At 51.6% G+C, this 18,293-nt stretch carries 11 protein-coding genes; 3 read left to right on the forward strand and 8 right to left on the reverse strand.

What is annotated here, in order from left to right:
* Nucleotides 1–175 precede the first annotated feature (175 nt).
* The 3 genes from ABDW36_RS01340 to ABDW36_RS01350 form a co-directional block, all read right to left on the reverse strand.
* A complete protein-coding gene (locus tag ABDW36_RS01340; RefSeq protein ID WP_343700081.1) occupies nucleotides 176–3,949 on the reverse strand; it encodes a DUF3857 domain-containing protein in 3,774 nt (1,257 codons plus the stop codon).
* A 72-nt stretch (nucleotides 3,950–4,021) separates the two neighbouring features.
* Entirely contained in the window at nucleotides 4,022–5,788 is a 1,767-nt protein-coding gene (locus tag ABDW36_RS01345; protein WP_343700082.1) for an ABC transporter ATP-binding protein, read from the reverse strand.
* 91 nt (nucleotides 5,789–5,879) lie between these two features.
* The gene (locus tag ABDW36_RS01350) at nucleotides 5,880–8,039 is read right to left on the reverse strand and encodes a hypothetical protein (protein WP_343700083.1); all 2,160 of its coding nucleotides are present in this window, start codon (nucleotides 8,037–8,039) and stop codon (nucleotides 5,880–5,882) included.
* A gap of 291 nt (nucleotides 8,040–8,330) precedes the next feature.
* Here ABDW36_RS01350 and ABDW36_RS01355 point away from each other — a divergent pair, with 291 nt between their 5' ends.
* A complete protein-coding gene (locus tag ABDW36_RS01355) occupies nucleotides 8,331–9,014 on the forward strand; it encodes a response regulator transcription factor (protein ID WP_181954746.1) in 684 nt (227 codons plus the stop codon).
* Nucleotides 9,015–9,145: 131 nt separating this feature from the next.
* Nucleotides 9,146–10,198, forward strand: a complete 1,053-nt coding sequence (locus ABDW36_RS01360; RefSeq protein WP_343700084.1) for an ATP-binding protein — start codon at nucleotides 9,146–9,148, stop codon at nucleotides 10,196–10,198.
* A 7-nt stretch (nucleotides 10,199–10,205) separates the two neighbouring features.
* Here the strand turns inward: ABDW36_RS01360 and ABDW36_RS01365 are convergent, their stop codons facing one another.
* The 5 genes from ABDW36_RS01365 to ABDW36_RS01385 all read right to left on the reverse strand — a co-directional run bounded on the left by ABDW36_RS01365 (nucleotide 10,206) and on the right by ABDW36_RS01385 (nucleotide 17,409).
* Nucleotides 10,206–11,435 carry a porin gene (locus ABDW36_RS01365; protein WP_343700085.1) on the reverse strand — a complete coding sequence of 410 codons (1,230 nt, stop codon included), beginning with the start codon at nucleotides 11,433–11,435 and terminating at the stop codon, nucleotides 10,206–10,208.
* 212 nt (nucleotides 11,436–11,647) lie between these two features.
* On the reverse strand, nucleotides 11,648–13,051 hold the full coding sequence (locus ABDW36_RS01370) for a hypothetical protein (RefSeq protein ID WP_343700086.1): 1,404 nt from the start codon (nucleotides 13,049–13,051) through the stop codon (nucleotides 11,648–11,650).
* Between the two features lie 106 nt (nucleotides 13,052–13,157).
* Nucleotides 13,158–15,950 carry an outer membrane beta-barrel protein gene (locus ABDW36_RS01375; protein ID WP_343700087.1) on the reverse strand — a complete coding sequence of 931 codons (2,793 nt, stop codon included), beginning with the start codon at nucleotides 15,948–15,950 and terminating at the stop codon, nucleotides 13,158–13,160.
* Between the two features lie 161 nt (nucleotides 15,951–16,111).
* Nucleotides 16,112–16,501, reverse strand: coding sequence for a hypothetical protein (locus tag ABDW36_RS01380; RefSeq protein WP_343700088.1), 390 nt, complete (start codon nucleotides 16,499–16,501; stop codon nucleotides 16,112–16,114).
* Nucleotides 16,502–16,584: 83 nt separating this feature from the next.
* The gene (locus ABDW36_RS01385; protein WP_343700089.1) at nucleotides 16,585–17,409 is read right to left on the reverse strand and encodes a UDP-2,3-diacylglucosamine diphosphatase; all 825 of its coding nucleotides are present in this window, start codon (nucleotides 17,407–17,409) and stop codon (nucleotides 16,585–16,587) included.
* Nucleotides 17,410–17,641: 232 nt separating this feature from the next.
* On the opposite strand from ABDW36_RS01385, the gene ABDW36_RS01390 reads away from it, so the two are divergent.
* Nucleotides 17,642–18,292, forward strand: a complete 651-nt coding sequence (locus tag ABDW36_RS01390; protein ID WP_343700090.1) for a DUF47 family protein — start codon at nucleotides 17,642–17,644, stop codon at nucleotides 18,290–18,292.
* Nucleotide 18,293: the final 1 nt, after the last annotated feature.

Here is an 18,293-nt window from a genome sequence, read left to right on the forward strand (position 1 = left end):
TTCTGAAATTTTGTGCAAAGGTAGGCGATTTTATATTAAATAGTAGTAGCCTGTAAAAAAACTGACGAGGATCATGTGGGCAGCCGCACCAACCATTAATCCGCTACAGATCAACCGGTTATAACCGGAAGGCCTCCCTTTGCAGAGAGGCCTTCCGGCAAGCGCATAAATCATATTACTTAAAAGAAATATACTTCTGCTCGCTCTCGATTATCTTATTAAAAAATTCCTTCATGTCCGGAAAGGTCTCCGCGGGCACCTCCTTGTTGGTATCTGTTGTAAACCTCCGGGTGATCTTCAGCTTCCCGGCAGCAAGCTGCTCGTAGGTGAGGGAATAATTCATTTTATCGAAGCTGGTTTTCAGCCCGGAAGGCACCTGGTTGAAGGCCTTGCCCTCCGGCAGCTCGATCACCACTTCCGTAACGTATTTCTCCGCGTTCTCGTAAGCCCAGTATTTGAAGGGGTACTTCCGCGCGTCCGCGGTAAAGATGTTCTGCGTGGCTACGGGCTCGTGGAAAGAGGGCCGCAGCATGCTGAAATCTCCCACGTTCACCACTTCGTTCTTTACGGTATAGCTCACCTCCTGCCCCACTGAATCCGTCAGCTCACCCAGGGAGCTGAAACTGTAAGGGCCCAGCTCCACATGGTTCTTGTAAAACGCCCCGATCTCTTCTTTTACGGCGTCCGTACTTTCATCTTTGGTGGCATTGCCGTACTTGTTGCGCACAATGGAGGTGAGCAGGCCCGTTACCACCAGGTTGGTTTTCACTTCCACGTCAGACTGGTTGACCTTGATGTTGACCCGCCGGGTGAGGGTGGCGCCGCCATTGTTGGCCGGCGGCGTAACCTGCTGCAGCTGCACCCCGCCGCCGGTATACTGGTAAGGGATGTGCAGCATCTGGGCGTACTGCACGCTCTGCGGCAACGCCCCAAAGGGCAGGTAACGGTCTGTCAGCTCCAGGTAATGGCTTTTGCCGGCTGCCCTGAACTGTACAATGCAGTGGTTGAATTCCATGGAGGGCAGGCGGATGCCCTTCACCCCGTTATCCCGCGTGCTGACCAGCACCAGCGTGGCCTCCAGGCCTGCCTTGTGGGCAAAGGCCAGGAAGAGGGCAGACATATCTTTACAATCTCCCAATTTGGTATTCAGGGTTTTGGCGGCCCTTTGCGGCACATAAGCCCCCTGCCGGAAAGACACGGAGCTGTAGGCGATGTTCTTTTCTATGTACTGGTAAATGCGCCGGGCCTTTTCCATGTCTGACAGGCCGGCAACGCCTTTCGGGAAAATTTCGGTGAAGGCCATGTTCACGTCATAGTCTTCGCGGGACTGCATGCGGGTAATATCGCTATACCATTCGCTGATCACGTCCCATGATTTGACGGTGCTCAGGTGCAGCACGTCCCCGAAATCGTCCAGCGAAGGCATGTAGGGCTCCGGTTTATAGGCCGGCACGTCTTTCATTTCCCAGGTGTAGAGCTTGAAATCTTCCTGCTTGCTGATGACGGGCTGCAGTTTGCTGTTGCCTGCCACGGTGTATTGCAGGGGAATATGCTCACCGGCCAGTATGCTGTACCGCGTCTGGATGGTAGGCACGCGGGCAGAGAAGTAGAACTTGTCCCAGAATTCCTTGCCCAGGCGGCCCAGCCCGTAGCCGCTCATCTTGTAATGGTAAAAAATGGCATCCCCCGGCTCCAGCCTGGTAAACACCACCTCATTGTTGTAGATCTCACCGGGCACCTTGTTGCCATTGGCCTTGATCACCTCCGCCTTTATGATGTTCATAGACTCGTAGGTGCTGTTATAAGGCAGGCTCAGTTCTTTCCAGCTTTCTATACCGCTGTTGTTACGCAGGTATACGGCCGTCATCACTTCCCGTTCATTGGCGCCGTCTGCGTACAGCACCACGTTCTTCTCGTCAAAAATGTAATAGAAGGCGTGCGTAGTGTCATGCGGGGCTTTCAGGGCGGCGCTGATGCGGGCGTAATTATCTGTGGCGGGGAAGTAGCTGAAAATGTCTTTTTTGCCTTCCAGCATGCGCACCTGGTTGCGGTAAGCGCTCATACCTGAATGCAGGGCCAGGCCCTTTCCGAAATACTCCAGCGCTTTGGGCTTGTTATTTTGCTGCAGATAGCTGTAACCGATATCTCCCAGGGCTTTATGGTAGTAGGGCGTTATGGCGTGCAGCCGGCTGAGGTAGTGAATGGCGGAATCATACTGCTGCCGCCCGAAAAAGTAGTTGGCCAGCTCTTCGTAGGGGCTTGACTCATAGTTGAGGTACTCCAGGGTGGTATGGTACACTTGTTCCCCTTTCTGCTGCATGCCCTGCTGCAGGTACTCCGCGGCCAGGCGTTTCATCAGCTCAAAGTTCAGCTTGCTGCTGCAGAATTTTTCCAGCACGGCAATGCCTTTGGCGGGCGAACGGTTGAGCGTGCTTTCCACGTAATGCATCATGCCTACGAACGGATCGTTTTCCGGGTAGCGGGCGTAAGCGTCTTTCAGCAGTATCAGCATACTGTCCAGCTTCTCCAGCCGGCCCATATTGTTGATGCGCTGCAGCATGGTGGCCAGCGTGGGACCTGCCTGGGCATCCATTTTGTCTACCACGTCAAGCGCCTCCCGGTATTTCTTTTCTTCTTCCAGCCGCGCTACTTCCAGGTTCAGCATCCAATAGTTCTCCTTGTCCATGGCCTTGAGTGTTTCCAGCCGCTCGTTCATTTCAGTATGGTGGAGGCGGGAGGACAACGCGCGGTAGTATTGAGACAGCAGGAAGGCGTTTTGCGGGTACTTCTGGATAACGGGCGCCAGCAGCGTTCTGGCCTTGTCATTTTCCCGGTTGCGCACGTATACCTGCGCCAGCAGCAGGGCGTTGGCCAGGTCTGCCGGTTTTTTCTCCAGCTGCTTTTTGAAATATGCTTCTGCAAAGTGGGGAATGGCCACCGGCGCGGCGGCGGTAATATCCGGCCGGTATGGCTGCACTTCACTGGTGGAGGTAATGCCCGGCAGGTTGCGGTTCTGTTCATCGGTTAGCCTTACAATGAAGTTGGGGGAGCCGATGTCTGTAGTATACCCTATCTGCACCAGCACGCGGTTATAGCCTTTGTTCAGGCGGCATTTTACGCTGTAGTAGTCCAGCTCGGTTTCCTTTTCTTCCGGTTCGGAGATCAGCTCCTTGTCATTCACCCACACCTTGAAGGCCCCGGCCCCGCCCAGGCGGAGCACAGCTTCTTTTTCCACATCGCTTTGCACAAAGGTCTGCATGTACCCTACGGCCGTGGAAGCGGGAAACAGCGTACCTACAAATACCCAGGCCTGGCGGTTGGTTACCGGCGGGGTAAACCAGTCTATAGCCGTGTTGTTGTAAGAGAGGAAGCCCTTGCCTTTGTTCACTTCCGTAACAGGGCCGTAGGCCTTGTTGAAGCCGCTGCCGTTAATGTTGTCAAACGGGCCGGCAAACTGCCAGTTTTCCAGCGCGCCTATTTCAGGGTATAGCTGCATGGCCTTGTTCCGCTGCATGGACACATAATGGTGGTTGGCCTTGAAATACCTGGCGGCCGCTTTCATGGAACCGTTGAAGGCCGTGCCGTTCACAATGTATTCTATGTTGGAAAGGTGGGTATCATCTTTTTTGCCGTAATCTCCCAGGAGAGCGTCGTTGAACCAGAGCGCATACCAGTAGGCATCCGGCTCGGTAAACTGGCGGGCGGGGTTGCCGTATTTTTTGATGATCTGCTCATGCTGGCCTTCGTTAGACTCGAAGAGGATGAGGGTGGCAATGGCGCTGTTGCGGCTGTCGTTGCTGCGGATGGCCTTCTGCAGGAGCTCCCGGGCCTTGGCCTTGTCGTTACGGAGAATGGCTTCCCATGCTTTTTCATAATCTCCGGCACGGGTTGCTTTGGGGCTGAAAAAAACGAGTGCATAAAGAACGCCCGCTGTAATGATCGATTTCATGTTGGTATAGGTTACAGGTGTATGTTTCATTCAAATATAACCAACCGCCCTTAAATATCAAATAACACGGACTTACACGCTGCTGCCGGTTTTCTGGAACTGCATGGTGTACAGTTTATGGTAATACCCTTCCTGCTTCATCAGCTCCTCGTGGTTGCCCATCTCCCGTATCTCTCCTTTGTCAAGCACAATGATCTGGTCTGCCTTGCTGATGGTGCTCAGGCGGTGGGCTATCACAATGGCCGTGCGCCCTGCTATCAGCTTGTCTATGGCATGTTGTATCAGCAATTCGGATTCCGTGTCTACAGAAGAGGTGGCCTCGTCCAGGATGAGAATGGCGGGGTTGTAGAGCAGCGCGCGGATGAAGGAGATGAGCTGCCGCTGGCCCAGGGAAAGGGTGCTGCCGCGCTCCATCACCGGGAAGTCATACCCGCCGGGCAGCTGCAATATAAAGTCATGCATGCCGATCAGTTTGGCGGCGTGCTCTACCTGCTCGCGACTGATATCCGGATTGCGGAGGGTGATGTTTTCGTACACGGAGCCGGAAAAGAGGAACACATCCTGCAGCACCACGCCTACCCTGCTGCGCAGCTCTTTCAGCTGGTAGTCCTGCAGCGGTATGCCGTCTATGGTGATGCGGCCTTTCTGTATTTCGTAGAGGCGGTTGAGGATGCTGATGATGGTGGTTTTACCGGAGCCGGTATGCCCCACCAGCGCTACGGTTTGGCCAGGTTTGGCCTGGAAGGTGATGTCTTTCAGCACGTACCGCTCATCCTTGTAGGCAAACCATACGTGCTCAAAGCTGATCTCCCCGCGCATGGTTGCGGCGGTATGGGCGCCGTTGTCTGCCATATAATCCTGGCTGTCCAGCACCTTGAACACACGTTCGCTGGCCACCATGCCCATTTGCAGGGTATTGAACTTGTCTGCCAGGATGCGCAGCGGGCGGAACAGCATGTTGAGGTACATAATGAAAGCGATCATCACGCCTTGCGTTACCTCGTAGTTGAGCACCTTGTTGGCGCCCCACCACACCATGAGCCCCAGGGATATGGCCAGGATGATCTCTACCACGGGGAAAAACACGGAGTAGGCAAAAATGGCGTCTATATTGGCTTTGCGGTGGTCTTTATTGATAGTCCGGAACTTGCCGAACTCCCGGTTTTCCGCGGAAAAGGCCTGTACCACCAGCATGCCGGTAATGTGCTCCTGCACAAAGGCATTGAGAGCGGCCACGGCGTTACGCACGCGGTGGAAAGATTTGTTCACGCTTTCCTTGAACCAGTAGGTGGCCAGTATCAGCACGGGGAAAGGGGAAAGGCTGATGAGCGTGAGCCGCCAGTCTTCATAGAACATCACGCCCAGTATGGCCAGTATCATCAGCAGGTCTGCCACAATGGAAATGATGCCTTCGGAAAAAATATCGTTGATGGCCTCAATATCGTTAATGGTGCGGGTGGTGAGGGTACCTATGGGCGTTCTGTCAAAAAAGGCCAGGTTGAGCCCCACTACTTTTTTGTATACGGCCACCCGCAGGTCTTTGATCACAGACTGGCCCAGCCAGTTGGTGATGTAGGAAAAGAAAAAACGGACAACAGTTTCCAGCACCACCAGCGCCACCTGGATGATGGTAACGATCATGAGCATTTGCGCCCACTGGTTGGTGATATACTTGTCTACAGACAGCTGGATGAGCCAGGGCCTCACCGGGGAGAGCACTGCCAGCAGCACGGTGAGAAACATGGATAAATAAAAGTAGCGCCGGTACGGTGCCGCAAAGGAAAATACCCGTTTCAGCAAACTAACGTCAAAAAGCTTCTTCTTTTGAACCTGGTCCATTCCTGTAAATGTAAATGCTTAATTGGAAAACGCAAAAGGGAGAATGCCGGCCGGCTTTTTCTCCCTTTTGCTGGTATATTGTTCAGTACTATTAATTAGTGTCTTTCATCACCTGGCGGTAGGCCTTGATGAAAATGGCGCCCAGGTTTTTATGGGGGGGCACGTAGTCATCAAACAGGGTCTTGCTGCCGGCATCACCCGCAAAACGTTTGGAGAGGCCTACCCACATCTGCACCCAGTCTACATCCTTGCCTGCGCGTATCACCTCTTCCAGGCTGCGTATAATAGGCTCGTTCACGCGGTAGGTACCTACCTGCTTGGAGGAAATGATGTGCGCGTCCGGCGCTTTTTCCAGTACGGTGGCCAGGTTGTGGTAACCGCCGCAGGAGCCCAGTATCACAATGCGGGCGGTGCTCTGCAGGTTATCCAGCGTGGTGTTCACGTGGTAGCTGTGGCCGCGGTGAACGAATACCGTGGGGTGAATGTCTTTTTCCTCCAGGTACTCGGCCAGCTTCTCAATGGCCGTTTTATCTTCCGGCTCGGGCAGCGGGTTGTTGGCGAAAATAGTGGTAGGCTTGCCTTTGGTGGAGGTAATGGTAGTCCAGTACGTGTTCTTCGTAACATGCCACTCGCTGCCGGGGAAGTTACCCATAAAGCTGCGGTAGGAGATCAGGCCGTCCTCGTCCCCGTAGAAGAACACCTGCTGATAAATGCGGCCGCTGTCGTTAGGCAGGGTATTGAACTCTACGAAGTTGATGGGCGGCAACTGCAGTTTGGCCGCCATGTCTGACGCGCGCGAAGAGTCCGTGCCGCCTGCCTGTTCAGAGAAAATGCTGTTGAGCAGGCCATAGATGGTGGTTCCGCGTTTGTCTTTTTTGCCGGTCACGAACACCAGGTTTTTCCGCACCTCATCCCGCAGGAAGTCCAGCAGCTTGGGGTCCCGGATGCTGCCGAAGGAGTTGGCCACGTCTACGGCATCTTCCAGGTCTTCCGTTTTTTCCAGGCTGCGCACAAATTTCACCATCAGGTAGTTGGCGTTTTCCGGGTCCATGGATTTGAGGAAGTGGTCCAGCGTATTGAAGCCGGCGGCCATGGCAATAAATTTCTTGAAGCGGTCAAAGCTCACCAGCATGAGCAGGCTGTCTCCGCGGGGCGGTTTCATGCGCAGCATCATCTGGTCATATAGGCCGGCTTTGGCGGCGTTGGTATAGCTGGAGGTATATAACTCCTCCTGCCCGTTCACTATGAGGTAATACAGCTCTTCCGGCGTAAAGTCTTTCACAATGCGGAAGCGCACGGCCGGCCCTTCTTCGTGGAGGTCATTCACCTCGCGGATATACCGCAGTGATTTGGCATGCATGTTTTCCTGCATGGCTTTCAGGCCCAGGGGCTCCTGCCCGTTGGCTTTCCTCTTCTGCAGGGCAATGGCCGCCTGCACCATTTTGCGGAAGTAGCTATAGTCATCTGCCACCGCTTTTTCCAGCTCGGGGATGGTGGTGGTGCCGTCCAGCAGCTGGTCAATGAAAGGCATCAGCCTGGTGCTCTGGGAGGAGCGGCCTATCTGCACTATCTGCTGCACGAGGGGGTCCTGGTTGCGGCGGATGGCGCTGGCCGTGGGGGTATAGGAAGTGGCGTAGGTCAGCACCTTGTTGGGGTACTTGCGCGCCACGGCGGCTATTACGGAGTCTGTTACGGGGTAGTCCAGGTAAGGGCCCAGCTTGGGCATAATATCTTCCAGGTTCTTGAAGGCGTATTTGGCAAACATTTCGCCGCGTGATTCCTTGAAGCCGGGATTGTCTTTATACACTTCCACCAGGCGCTCCCCTGCTTCAAAGCTGAGGGTGCGGGCAATAGGGTAGATGCTTTTGCCCTGGATGTCTGCATGCATCATGTTGCGGTAGGCCGTTATAATGGCCGGGGCCTCATCAGGCTCAATACGGCGGAATGAGCGTTTGGTATTGTAATCTTTCAGCACCTGCTGCAGGCCGGTGAGGTATTTTACCTTCAGGCGCTGGTCAAGCGCCGTATCCTGCTCAATTTCCACCTGTATGGCGTCTACCTGCTTCATCAGGGCGTTGGTTACCTGCAGGTTGATGGTCTCATCTTCGGTGGCCTTTACGAAATTGTCCGTTTTACCGTCAAATTTATCGGCCGCCACCTGTTCCTTGTCAATATTGTCATGAAATATCTGCCGCTGAATAGGTATCTTGATCTGCTGCGCAAAGGTCCCGCCGCTGTAAATCAAGCCCATCGCTATAACTAGTAATATTTTCTTCATATAAATGAGTTACGCCGTTGCTACACTGCAAATTTACTACCAATTATTACGAATTAGCAATCCGGCCCATATTATTACACTTTCTTCTCATTTAAAAAATACGTCATAACAGTGTACTGCGGGCGTTTTACAGGCATCAGCCGTGAAAAGTGTATCTTTGCTGCCGGGAGAAGGCCTGAATTAACAATTAGATAATGTTATCATTCCATTAAACGGGAAAGCGCTGTTTAATTTTGTGCCATCTTAAAACCCAAGTTTATGTTGATGGAACCAGCAGTTGCAGTAGGTAAAATTCTTGTTGTAGATGATGAGGCAGACATACTGGAGATAATCAGTTACAACCTCAGGAGCGCGGGTTATGAAACGGTAACGGCCAAAGACGGCAGCGAGGCCATCCAGAAGGCAAAAATTTTCCGGCCGGACCTTATTATGCTGGATATTATGATGCCCAACAAAAACGGCATAGATACCTGCAAGGAGATCCGCAAACTGCCGGAGTTCAAGGAAACCATGGTACTTTTCCTCACGGCCCTCAACGATGAAAAGAGCGAAATTGAAGGACTGAACATGGGGGCTGACGATTACATTGCCAAACCCATCAAACCCAAACTGCTGGTGAGCCGCATCAACGCCCTTTTCCGCCGCCTCAACAAGGTGGAAGAGCAGCAGCTGCACCTGGGAGACCTGGTGATAGACCGCGAAAAATTCACGGTTACCTACAAGGGGGTGGAGATCATACTGGCCAAAAAGGAATTTGAGCTGTTGCAGTTACTGGCCTCCAAGCCGGGCCGGGTATTTCTCCGCAACGAGATACTCAACCAGGTATGGGGCACGGAGGTGATAGTTGGAGACCGTACTATAGACGTGCACATCCGCAAAATACGCCAGAAGCTGGGGGTAGACCTCATTACTACCGTTAAAGGCGTTGGCTACAAGTTCGAAATGTAATTCCCTCATTCTTCCCTGAATTTCAATATTCTTCCCCTTTTCGGGCAACGGGGCCCCCGCGGCTATGTGGTATGGCAAGTAAAAAAATTGACTTAATTTCCCGGTATTACAATCATTACTCACTCTGGAGTATGTTCAAAGCAAAAAATCTATCACCGCAAAAGCTGGCCGGATTTACGGCGCTGGTGCTGTCTGTTATTATGGCGCTGGGCTGCCTGCTGCTGGATGTGGGGCTGAAAGAGACCGGTATTGCGTTTGTGCTCACCTTCCTGGTGGCGTATTACCTTTACCTGTACACGCTGCAGAACTTCATTTACCGGAAAATAAAGCTCATTTACAAGTTCATATACCAGACCAAGGCCTCCAAGCGGGAAGACTTTTTCAACAAGAACATCCTCCCTCTTAAAACCATAGATGAGGTGAGCGAAGATGTGGAGAAATGGGCCTCCCAGAAAAAGGAAGAGCTGGAGAACCTGCGCCGCAACGAGGCTTTCCGCAAGGAGTTCCTGCTCAACCTCTCCCACGAGCTGAAAACCCCCATTTTTGCCGTGCAGGGCTACATTCACACCCTGCTTGACGGGGCCATTGACGACCCTTCTGTGAACAAGATGTTCCTGAAAAACGCCACCAAGAACATTGACCGCCTTTGCAGGCTGATAGATGACCTGGACGAGATCTCCAAGCTGGAGAGCGGGGAAATGACCATCAACAAGGAACAGTTTGTGATACAGGACCTGGTGAAAGACGTGTTTGACACCCTTTCCCTGAAGGCCCGGCAGAAAGAGATCAAATTCAGCATTAAAAAAGGCTGCGAAGCGCCTATTAATGTGTATGCAGACAAGGAGAAGATACGGCAGGTGCTGATCAACCTCATAGAAAACTCCGTAAAATACGGCAAGCAGGAAGGCCAGACCATTGCCAGCTTTTATAATATGGACGGCAAACGGGTGCTGATAGAGATCTCGGATACAGGCATCGGCATGGCCGAAGAGCACCTGCCGCGCGTGTTTGAGCGTTTTTACCGTACAGACAGGGCGCGCAGCAGGGATATTGGCGGTACCGGCCTCGGGCTGGCCATTGTCAAACACATTGTGGAAGCGCATGATCAGACCATTAACGTGCGCAGCAAGGTGGAGGTAGGCTCTACTTTCGGGTTTACGCTGGAGCTGGGGAGGGAGAACTAGGGCACCCCTAGAACCGGTACTGCAGCCGGCAGGTGAAAACGTTATCGTCAACATCGCCCGTAAACCCGTCAAGGGAGGTAGACTCATTCCATATCCGGTCAAACCACAGGGTGGCTTTCATGTGCTCATTGAAGTAATAAACATATCCCGCACCGAAGGTATCAAACCTGATATCGGCAGCTGTGAGGTTCAATCCGTCCTTCCCGATCTGTTTCCCTTTCACCCGCGTATTGGGGTCGTACCAATCGTATTTCAATACCAGCTGGTGTTTTTCGCTGCCGAGATGCTGCAGGAAATTAAGATAAGCCCCGTCGAAATTGCGGATGGCCAGCGGCGCAAAGACATCATCGATCATGGGTATCTCGCCGGGCGTTTCAGTGCTGTTCCTTGTAGAGCTCTGTGTTCCGCGGATGTATTCTGCACGGAACTGGGTGGAACCTTTGGCGTTAGGGATAACAAACTGCGCGTCCCCGCCGTAGTAATGACGCGGCGCTATCAAACCGATATTTGCGTCCGAGGAGTCTTTATAAAACTGCCCCGTCTTTTGCATGCGGTAAACAACAGGGGTGAACTGCTCCAGCCCTCCGTACAATATGGAAGCGCCTACTGAAAGCAGCCATTTCTGCCGGTTGAGCGCCGTAGGTTTCATGGCCACTCTTGCAATAAGGTCTTTATGGCTGTCATAATCTTCCGGCCCTGCCAGCCCCTGGCCGTTGAAAAGCCCAACGTCTACTTTCAGGAAGGAAAGCGGGTGCGACTTTTTCCTCGGCGCCCAGCTGACCATGGCCCCCAGGTCACGTTCCGTTTTCATGAGTATCTGCGACATGCGGCCGCGCTCGGGCGCTTCGCGGTCACCGCTGGAATAGTTGACCTCAAAACCGAAGGGCCTGGCAAACATCCCCATGGTCAGTGACATCACGTCCCACTTGCCATCGAAGAGGCGGCCCCAGAAGTCCCGGATATTCACGCCCCGTTCCGTTCCGTCAAACTGGAACACGAACTGCAGGGTGGGCAGGTTTTGTTTGTTGTAATGCTCATAATCGAAACGGATGCGGCCGCGGCGGAACATAAAACGGTTGTCTGACTGTTTGGGGAAATCTCCACCCTGGTAAACCCCTACCCCTTTTCCCGTAGCCCACTGGAACTGCGGCTGCATATACCCGCTGATGCGGAGATGATCGTAGTTCTTGTAGATGGAGATCATTCCTTTACCCAGGGAGGTGCTGGTATCTATCATATCCATCAGGAACTGAGCCCTTGCTGTAGTAATTGTCAATAATACACCCAGACCTGTCAACAGAGCAATGCGCGTTAGTATCATTATGATGCTGGAAATTTTGCAGCAAAAATAAAGCTTCTCTCATAGAAATGTCTGCAAAAAGAAAAAGCCGCTCCGGAAACACCGGAGCGGCTGTAATTTATAATATGTACGACAAACGCGGGTACTTCTTAGTACGTTTCGTTCTGAGGGTCAAATGTGGTCCAGCCCTGCATCCAGTTACCGGTGGCGGCAAACGCACCACGGTAAGTAACAGCTTCAAGGCCCGGCTGGCTTACAAAAGTGCCTTCCAGTGCTTTGGAACCGGTTTTGGGCAGGAAGTTGGGGGCGGTCAGGTTAAATGGTGATGTAAGGCCTACTTCATCTGCTGAAGCCAGGGTAACACAGCCGTTAGCTTCTGCTTTGGCTTTCAGCCATGCGCTGCCCTGGCTGATCAGGTCTGCTCTTTGCTCAGCCGTGAGGGGGTCTGCGGGGAAACCGGCCACCACTGCGCGGGAAGCTGCAGAATCCAGCACGTAAGGTTTGGCGAGGGCGTGAACGATATTATTTTTGAAGATAGACTTGTCATCTTTCATATCCTGGCCTGACGCGTTAGATTCAATGGAGAAGCCGCCTTTTTGCGCGCCCATGATGATAGAGTTTACCAGCACAAAGTTGGTTGCTCTTCTCCACCTGTTGCCATAGTTGTGGCTGGCGTGGGTGTTGGCAGCGTTGTTGGGCCCAATCAGCGTGAAGTTAGACAGTACCGGCCTGGTGCGGGGGTTAGCGGTGGTGCCGCTGCCGTCGTTATCGCACTCAATCAGGTTGCTGGCATCTCCGGGGTCAGCTATCTGCGGGTAGCGCATGGCCACTGCATACTGGATGGTACCGGAAAAACCGTTGTCAAAGTCAAAATCATCATCTGCGGTGCCAATGGCCACCAGGTATTTGGCATTTACAGTGCCTCCAAAGAACTCGAAAGCATCATCATTACCATACAGTACCTGTACGTGGTCTATCTGGGTTTTGCGGCCTACGCCACCCAGGGTAAGACCGTTGATCTCACTGTTGGGCTGTGCTGCTACGCCAGCATATTCAATACGTACATAGCTGAACACACCGGAGTTATCTTCGGGGTCCGTACCGCCGTAAGGACGGCCTACGCCACCTTCAATATTCGGATTATCTGTACGGTTAATAGGCGCTTTGCCAAGAATGATCACACCACCCCAGTCACCGGGAGAGCGCTGTCCTTTTTCCTTTCCGGAAGTGAAAACAATGGGGCTGTTAGCGGTGCCGGCAGCGTTGATCTTGGCACCACGCTCAATGATCAGCGCACCTTTGTTGATGTCTGCCACTTCGCTTTTGATGATGGTACCTGCGTCAATGCTAAGGGTGGCGCCTTCTGTTACGTATACATACCCTTTCAGTATCCATACCCTGTCGTTGGTCAGCCGCTTGTCTTGTGATATGGTGCCGCTCAGCACTTCAGGCTGGTTACCCGGGTCCGTATCATCGTCATCTTCATTTTTCCGGCAGGCAGAAAACAATACTGCTGCACCGAACAAAAAGGCCAGGAATTTGGTAAGTTTCATCAGAGTTCTTTTTTAGTGTTTTGATTGATTAAGCTGTTGCTTTTTTCAAAAGTTCCACAAATGTGGCAGTTCTATGTTAACGCCGTTTTAAGCGTGTATTAAGGAATTATTTCTTTTTACCGGTGTTGAACTGGTAAGAAAATGTGAGTGATACGTTAGTGCCGAACTTCACGGAGTTGATCACCTGGTCCGCGCCTTCGGTGTAACGTTTCCTGTCATCCCCGTTCTGGTAAAACACAACAGCCTGGTTCAGCAGGTCGCTCACGTTGAGGCGCAGCTCTCCTTTGCTTTTGATCACTTTTTTGCTGATCTGGAAATCCAGTATGTCCCGTCCGTTCTCATAGATGTCAGCATATCCGGGGAAACCCAGCAGGGAGATGCGGTGGCCCACCCTGTTGTACAGCACGCTCAGCCCCCAGTCACTCTCAGGCATCAGCCATTGCAAGCCTGCGTTCACCAGGTAAGGAGACTGTCCCTGCAGTGCCCGGTTGGTAACATCTGAAGTAACGCCGGTGAGGTTTACGGCTGATTGTATGAGAGAGAAATTGGTAAAGAAAGTGGTATTGCTGAAAATGGGATCGCTGCTGATGAAATCCAGCTTTTTGCGCAGCTCCACCTCAAACCCGTATGATTCTGCGCTGGGCGCATTCTGGAAGGTAGTTTCCCGCCTGTTAGGCGTGGAGCCCGGATCTACTTTCTGCTCAATCGGGTCTTTGAAGCGTTTATAGAACAGGGAAGCGGTAATTGCCTCTCCTACGCCGGGATAAATTTCATAGCGCAGGTCAAGATTGGTGATCTTGGCCCTCTTCAGGTAAGGATTGCCCAGCAGGGAGCTGTAGGTCACAAAGTCATAGAAAGCAAAGCCGGCCAATTCTCTCAGTTCCGGGCGGGATACCGTTTGCGAACCGGAGAGGCGCAGGTTGGATTTTGCATTCAGGGAATAAGTGATATTGGCAGAAGGCAATACATCAAACCAGGTAGTGGTTTGCCTGATACGTTTGCCGGAAGGGTCTGAGGTTTTGATGTACTGGTAGTAGGACTCGCCTCTTGCACCCCATACTATCCTGAGCTTGTCAGCGATCTTGTTGTCAAACATGATGAAACCGGCCATCAGGTCAGAAGTGGCATCATACTTATCGGTACTGTTGGTGATCTCGTCTATCATGAACCCGTTCTCTCTCATATTCTCGGGAGCGAATATCTTGTCAGGAGGAAGGCTCAGTAAAGATTCATCCGTAGAGGAAAAATCTTCTTTGATGTAACCCAGCGCACGGGCACTGAACATCCTGGTCTTATACAGCTTCTGCCCGCCAAACTTCAGTATCTGCTTGTTGTTGGCAATGGTGATGGGGATGCTTAACTGGGCAGAACCGCCAAAACTGTTGTCCTGCAGTACGGAATAGAAGCGGAACACGTTCCGGTTGGCCGTACCCACGGGCACTTGTGCCTTGTAAGGGATGGAAGGATCGTCCAGCTCAGACAGCGCTTTACTGTAGGTAAGCACTTTCAGGTCAGGCTGGTTGCGGTCACTGAGGGAGTAGTTCAGGTTCCAGTCCAGCTTCCAGTCTTTTTTGTTCAGCTTGTGAGAGCCTTCCAGCTGGGAGTTCACCAGTGATTTTTCCGTAAGGTCTTGCCCGTGGCCAATAATGGCCTGGCTTGCATCTACGTTGGTGCCTTCGCGATAGATATATACGTTGTCGAAAATGCGGTTAACGATATTCTTGAAAGATATCTTGTTGTTGCCCTTGATGTAGGTAAAGTTGGCAATGGCGCCCAGGCTGGTGTTGTACTTGTAGATATTGTCGGAGAAGTTATAGCTTCTCACCTTCTCGTTGTCAAAGTCTGTACGGGTGGACGGGTTGATGTTCTCGGCATTGCGGTAGGTCAGTGAAATAATGCTGCCAAAAGACCCGCCGTTCTTCAGGCGGCTGCGGCTGCCCCAGGTAAGCTGATAGTTCTGGTTAGGCAGGGCATTGCCGAAAGAAGACACGCCGTAGTTATTCTTGAAATCTTTGGAGAGCGCTATTTTTTCCGCATTGGGACGGGCCACGTATTTGCTGCGGGAAGAGGGGAAAGACGAAGGCAGCTTACGCGTGCCGTCATCAAATCCCAGCCAGTCCGTACCGCCGCGCTTCATGCCCTGGATGTCCTTGAAGGTAGACTGGGAGTTATAGCCCAGGCCAACGCTGAAAGCCAGGAAACTTTCCGCCGGAATATCTTTGGTCACCACTTGTATGAAACCGCCGGAAAAGTCTGCCGGCATATCAGGAGAAGCGGTTTTATTGATGGTGATATTGTCAATCAGGTTGGAAGGAATGATGTCAAACGAGAAAGCCTTCCTGTCAGGCTCCGTGCTGGGCAATACCGCGTTATTGATGGTGGCCGTGTTGTAACGGTCATTCAGGCCGCGTACAATAATATATTTATTATCCTGTATGCTGGCGCCGCTCACGCGTTTGAGCACTTCACCGGTGCTGCGGTCAGGAGAGCGTTTGATGCTTTCCGCAGAGATACCGCTGGAAATACTGGGGTTGTTCTTTTGCGCGGCATACAGCGCGTTGATGGATTCCTGTTTGTAGGAGCCCCTGATCACCACTTCCTGCAGCTCTTTTGACTTGGGCTCGTCCAGCGCAATATCCAGGTTGGTTACCTGGCCGGGTTTTACCACCACCTCCGAAATGGATTTGGTCTGGTAGCCCATGTATTTGAAATCGAGGGTATAGGTACCGGGGTCCAGTTGTAGCAAGAAGCGGCCTTCCACATCTGTTACGGCGCCTTTACTGGTGTTTTGCACCAGTACTGTCACACCTATCAAAATCTCGCCCGTCTTCTTGTCTGTGAGTTTACCGGTCACTTTGCCGGCGTTTCCCTGTGCAAAGACGTTTGAAATACCTAACAACAAACATCCGATTAATTGTACAACGATAATACTGCGTTTCACGTTTTGTTTCATTTATGCCGCAAAACTACCGTGGCCCTATTACGCCATTGTTAAGCCAATATTACCAGAATGTTAATTGTTAAGAAATCATTAAAGAATTATTAACGGCGAAAGGGCAGCTATACCGCCCGGTCTTGCCGGTTGCCGCCCTGCCTGGCCAGCAGCTCCAGCGAGATGTCCAGCTGGCGGCCGTCTTCGTCTTCGCTGCAGGGAGTGATCTGGAACAGGCGAAGGCTTTTGTTGGTGAAGGGTTTGGAATCCTTGTTACACAGCTCCAGCGAAAAATTGAACTTTTCTTCCAGCTCTTCTTCAAATTCACGAAGACTGAGGGTTTCATCAATGGGGTGCTCGATCATGGCGTTTTCTTCCAGGCCGGCGTCCCGCAGGGTGTGAAACGCGCCGGCAAGGGAGTGGCGGATGTACACCGTGGCATTACAATGGAGCAAGCGCTGAATCTGCATCTGTAATAAGGAAATGGTCATCAAAGGGTGTAGCTTGAGCGTCTTCATCTAAATTCATGCTGGTTTAGCAAACTTACCAGTGGAGCGTTAATTAAATATTAATGGCAGATTATGTAATTATGAAGATATGATCAGAAATTGATGACCTTGGCGGCAACGGCCCATTCTGCCACCACCGCCGGTTCTTCTTCCTCTTCGGCCGCCGCTTCTTTTTTACCGGCGTGCTGGTACAGTTGCCAATTGCCCTGGCTGTATTCCAGGGCGGTGAGGCTTTCCACCCAGTCTCCTGAATTGAGGTAGGTAACCGTTTTGCCGTTGTATTGCATGTTTTTGATCACCGGCTGGTGAATATGTCCGCAGCACACCACATCAAAATCCTTGTCTACCGCTATTTCCACTACGGTTTGCTCAAAATCGGAGATGAACTTCACGGCCTGTTTCACGCTTTCCTTTACTTTTTTGGAGAAAGACATCTTTTCGCGGCCCATTTTTTCCAGCAGGTGGTTCACGAGGCGATTGAGGATGATCAGGATATCATACCCCTTCCCGCCCAGTTTGGCCAGCCATTTGGAATTTTTCATGGTGATGTCATACACGTCCCCGTGAAAGAACCAGTGGCGTTTACCGTCTACCTCCAGGATCAGCTTGTTGTCTATCACAAAATTGCTGAGCCCGAAACCGGCGTATTTGCGCAGGGCCTCATCGTGGTTGCCGGTAAGGTAATATACTTCGGTACCCTTCCCTATCATTTTGAGGATGCGGCGTATCACTTTGGTATGGGATTTCGGGAAGTACCGCTTGCTGAACTGCCAGATGTCAATAATGTCTCCGTTGAGGACCAGCACCCGGGGGTCTATCGAGTCCAGGTAATTTGCCAGTTCCTTTGCGTGGCAGCCGTATATGCCGAGGTGAACATCGGAAATTACAACTATGTCCAGTGGTCGTTTACCGCTCATTTTTTAAATTGAATTAAGCCAATCTGCACCCGTTACAGAACTTTTTTAAATACAAATTGTTAATTATATGATACGCACTATTTTAGGGTACAGGGACAACACAAAGGAAAAATTGCTATATTACTTTTATATTAATCCAGTGTTACCAAATTATTAATTCTGACTTTTTATTGGCTCCTATACCATCTGAAAAGTAATTTTGCGGCAAATTTTTATACTAATAACAATCTATATGGGAGGCTTTAATTCTATTGTAAAACTGTTCATGCCGAAAGACCGGGTGTTTTATTCACTGTTTGAGGATGTAGCGGCCAACCTGATGGAGATGGGCAAAGTGCTCACAGAACTGGTGGAAACCACCGATCCGCAGGTCCGTAAAGACAAAGTGCACCTCATTGAGCGGCTGGAGCACAAGAACGATGACTATACCCACCGTATTTTCGTAGAATTAGGCCAGAACTTCATTACTCCTTTTGACCGGGAAGACATTCACTACCTGGCCGCCACCCTGGATGACGTGGCGGATTACATCCATGGCTCCGCCAAGAGGATCGACCTTTACAAGGTAACCACAATGACAGACAGCGTACGGAAGCTGGCAGACCTTATTTACCAGGGTACTGTAGAGCTGGCACGCGCCATCCCTGAACTGCGCAATATGAGCAACATGCGGGCAATAACGGATGCCTGCGTGAAGATCAACAGCCTTGAAAACCATGCTGACGACATTTATGACAGGGCTATTGCAGACCTGTTTGAGCTGGAGAGCAACGCAGTGGAGCTTATCAAAATGCGTGAAATCTACCAGGCGCTGGAAATTGCCACAGACAAATGTGAAGATTCCGCGAATGTGATAGAAACCATTATTATCAAATACGCATAGT

The sequence above is a fragment of the Chitinophaga sp. genome (genome assembly GCF_039596455.1).
Classification (GTDB): Bacteria; Bacteroidota; Bacteroidia; order Chitinophagales; family Chitinophagaceae; genus Chitinophaga.

Bases quoted from the DNA above. Each gene is read 5' to 3' on its own strand.
- ABDW36_RS01365 (WP_343700085.1), bottom strand. From the start codon at position 11,435: ATGATAGATACCAGCACCTCCCTGGGTAAAGGAATGATCTCCATCTAC.
- ABDW36_RS01355 (WP_181954746.1), top strand. From the start codon at position 8,331: ATGGAACCAGCAGTTGCAGTAGGTAAAATTCTTGTTGTAGATGATGAG.
- ABDW36_RS01360 (WP_343700084.1), top strand. From the start codon at position 9,146: ATGTTCAAAGCAAAAAATCTATCACCGCAAAAGCTGGCCGGATTTACG.
- ABDW36_RS01385 (WP_343700089.1), bottom strand. From the start codon at position 17,409: ATGAGCGGTAAACGACCACTGGACATAGTTGTAATTTCCGATGTTCAC.
- ABDW36_RS01380 (WP_343700088.1), bottom strand. From the start codon at position 16,501: ATGAAGACGCTCAAGCTACACCCTTTGATGACCATTTCCTTATTACAG.
- ABDW36_RS01340 (WP_343700081.1), bottom strand. From the start codon at position 3,949: ATGAAATCGATCATTACAGCGGGCGTTCTTTATGCACTCGTTTTTTTC.
- ABDW36_RS01350 (WP_343700083.1), bottom strand. From the start codon at position 8,039: ATGGGCTTGATTTACAGCGGCGGGACCTTTGCGCAGCAGATCAAGATA.
- ABDW36_RS01370 (WP_343700086.1), bottom strand. From the start codon at position 13,051: ATGAAACTTACCAAATTCCTGGCCTTTTTGTTCGGTGCAGCAGTATTG.
- ABDW36_RS01390 (WP_343700090.1), top strand. From the start codon at position 17,642: ATGGGAGGCTTTAATTCTATTGTAAAACTGTTCATGCCGAAAGACCGG.
- ABDW36_RS01345 (WP_343700082.1), bottom strand. From the start codon at position 5,788: ATGGACCAGGTTCAAAAGAAGAAGCTTTTTGACGTTAGTTTGCTGAAA.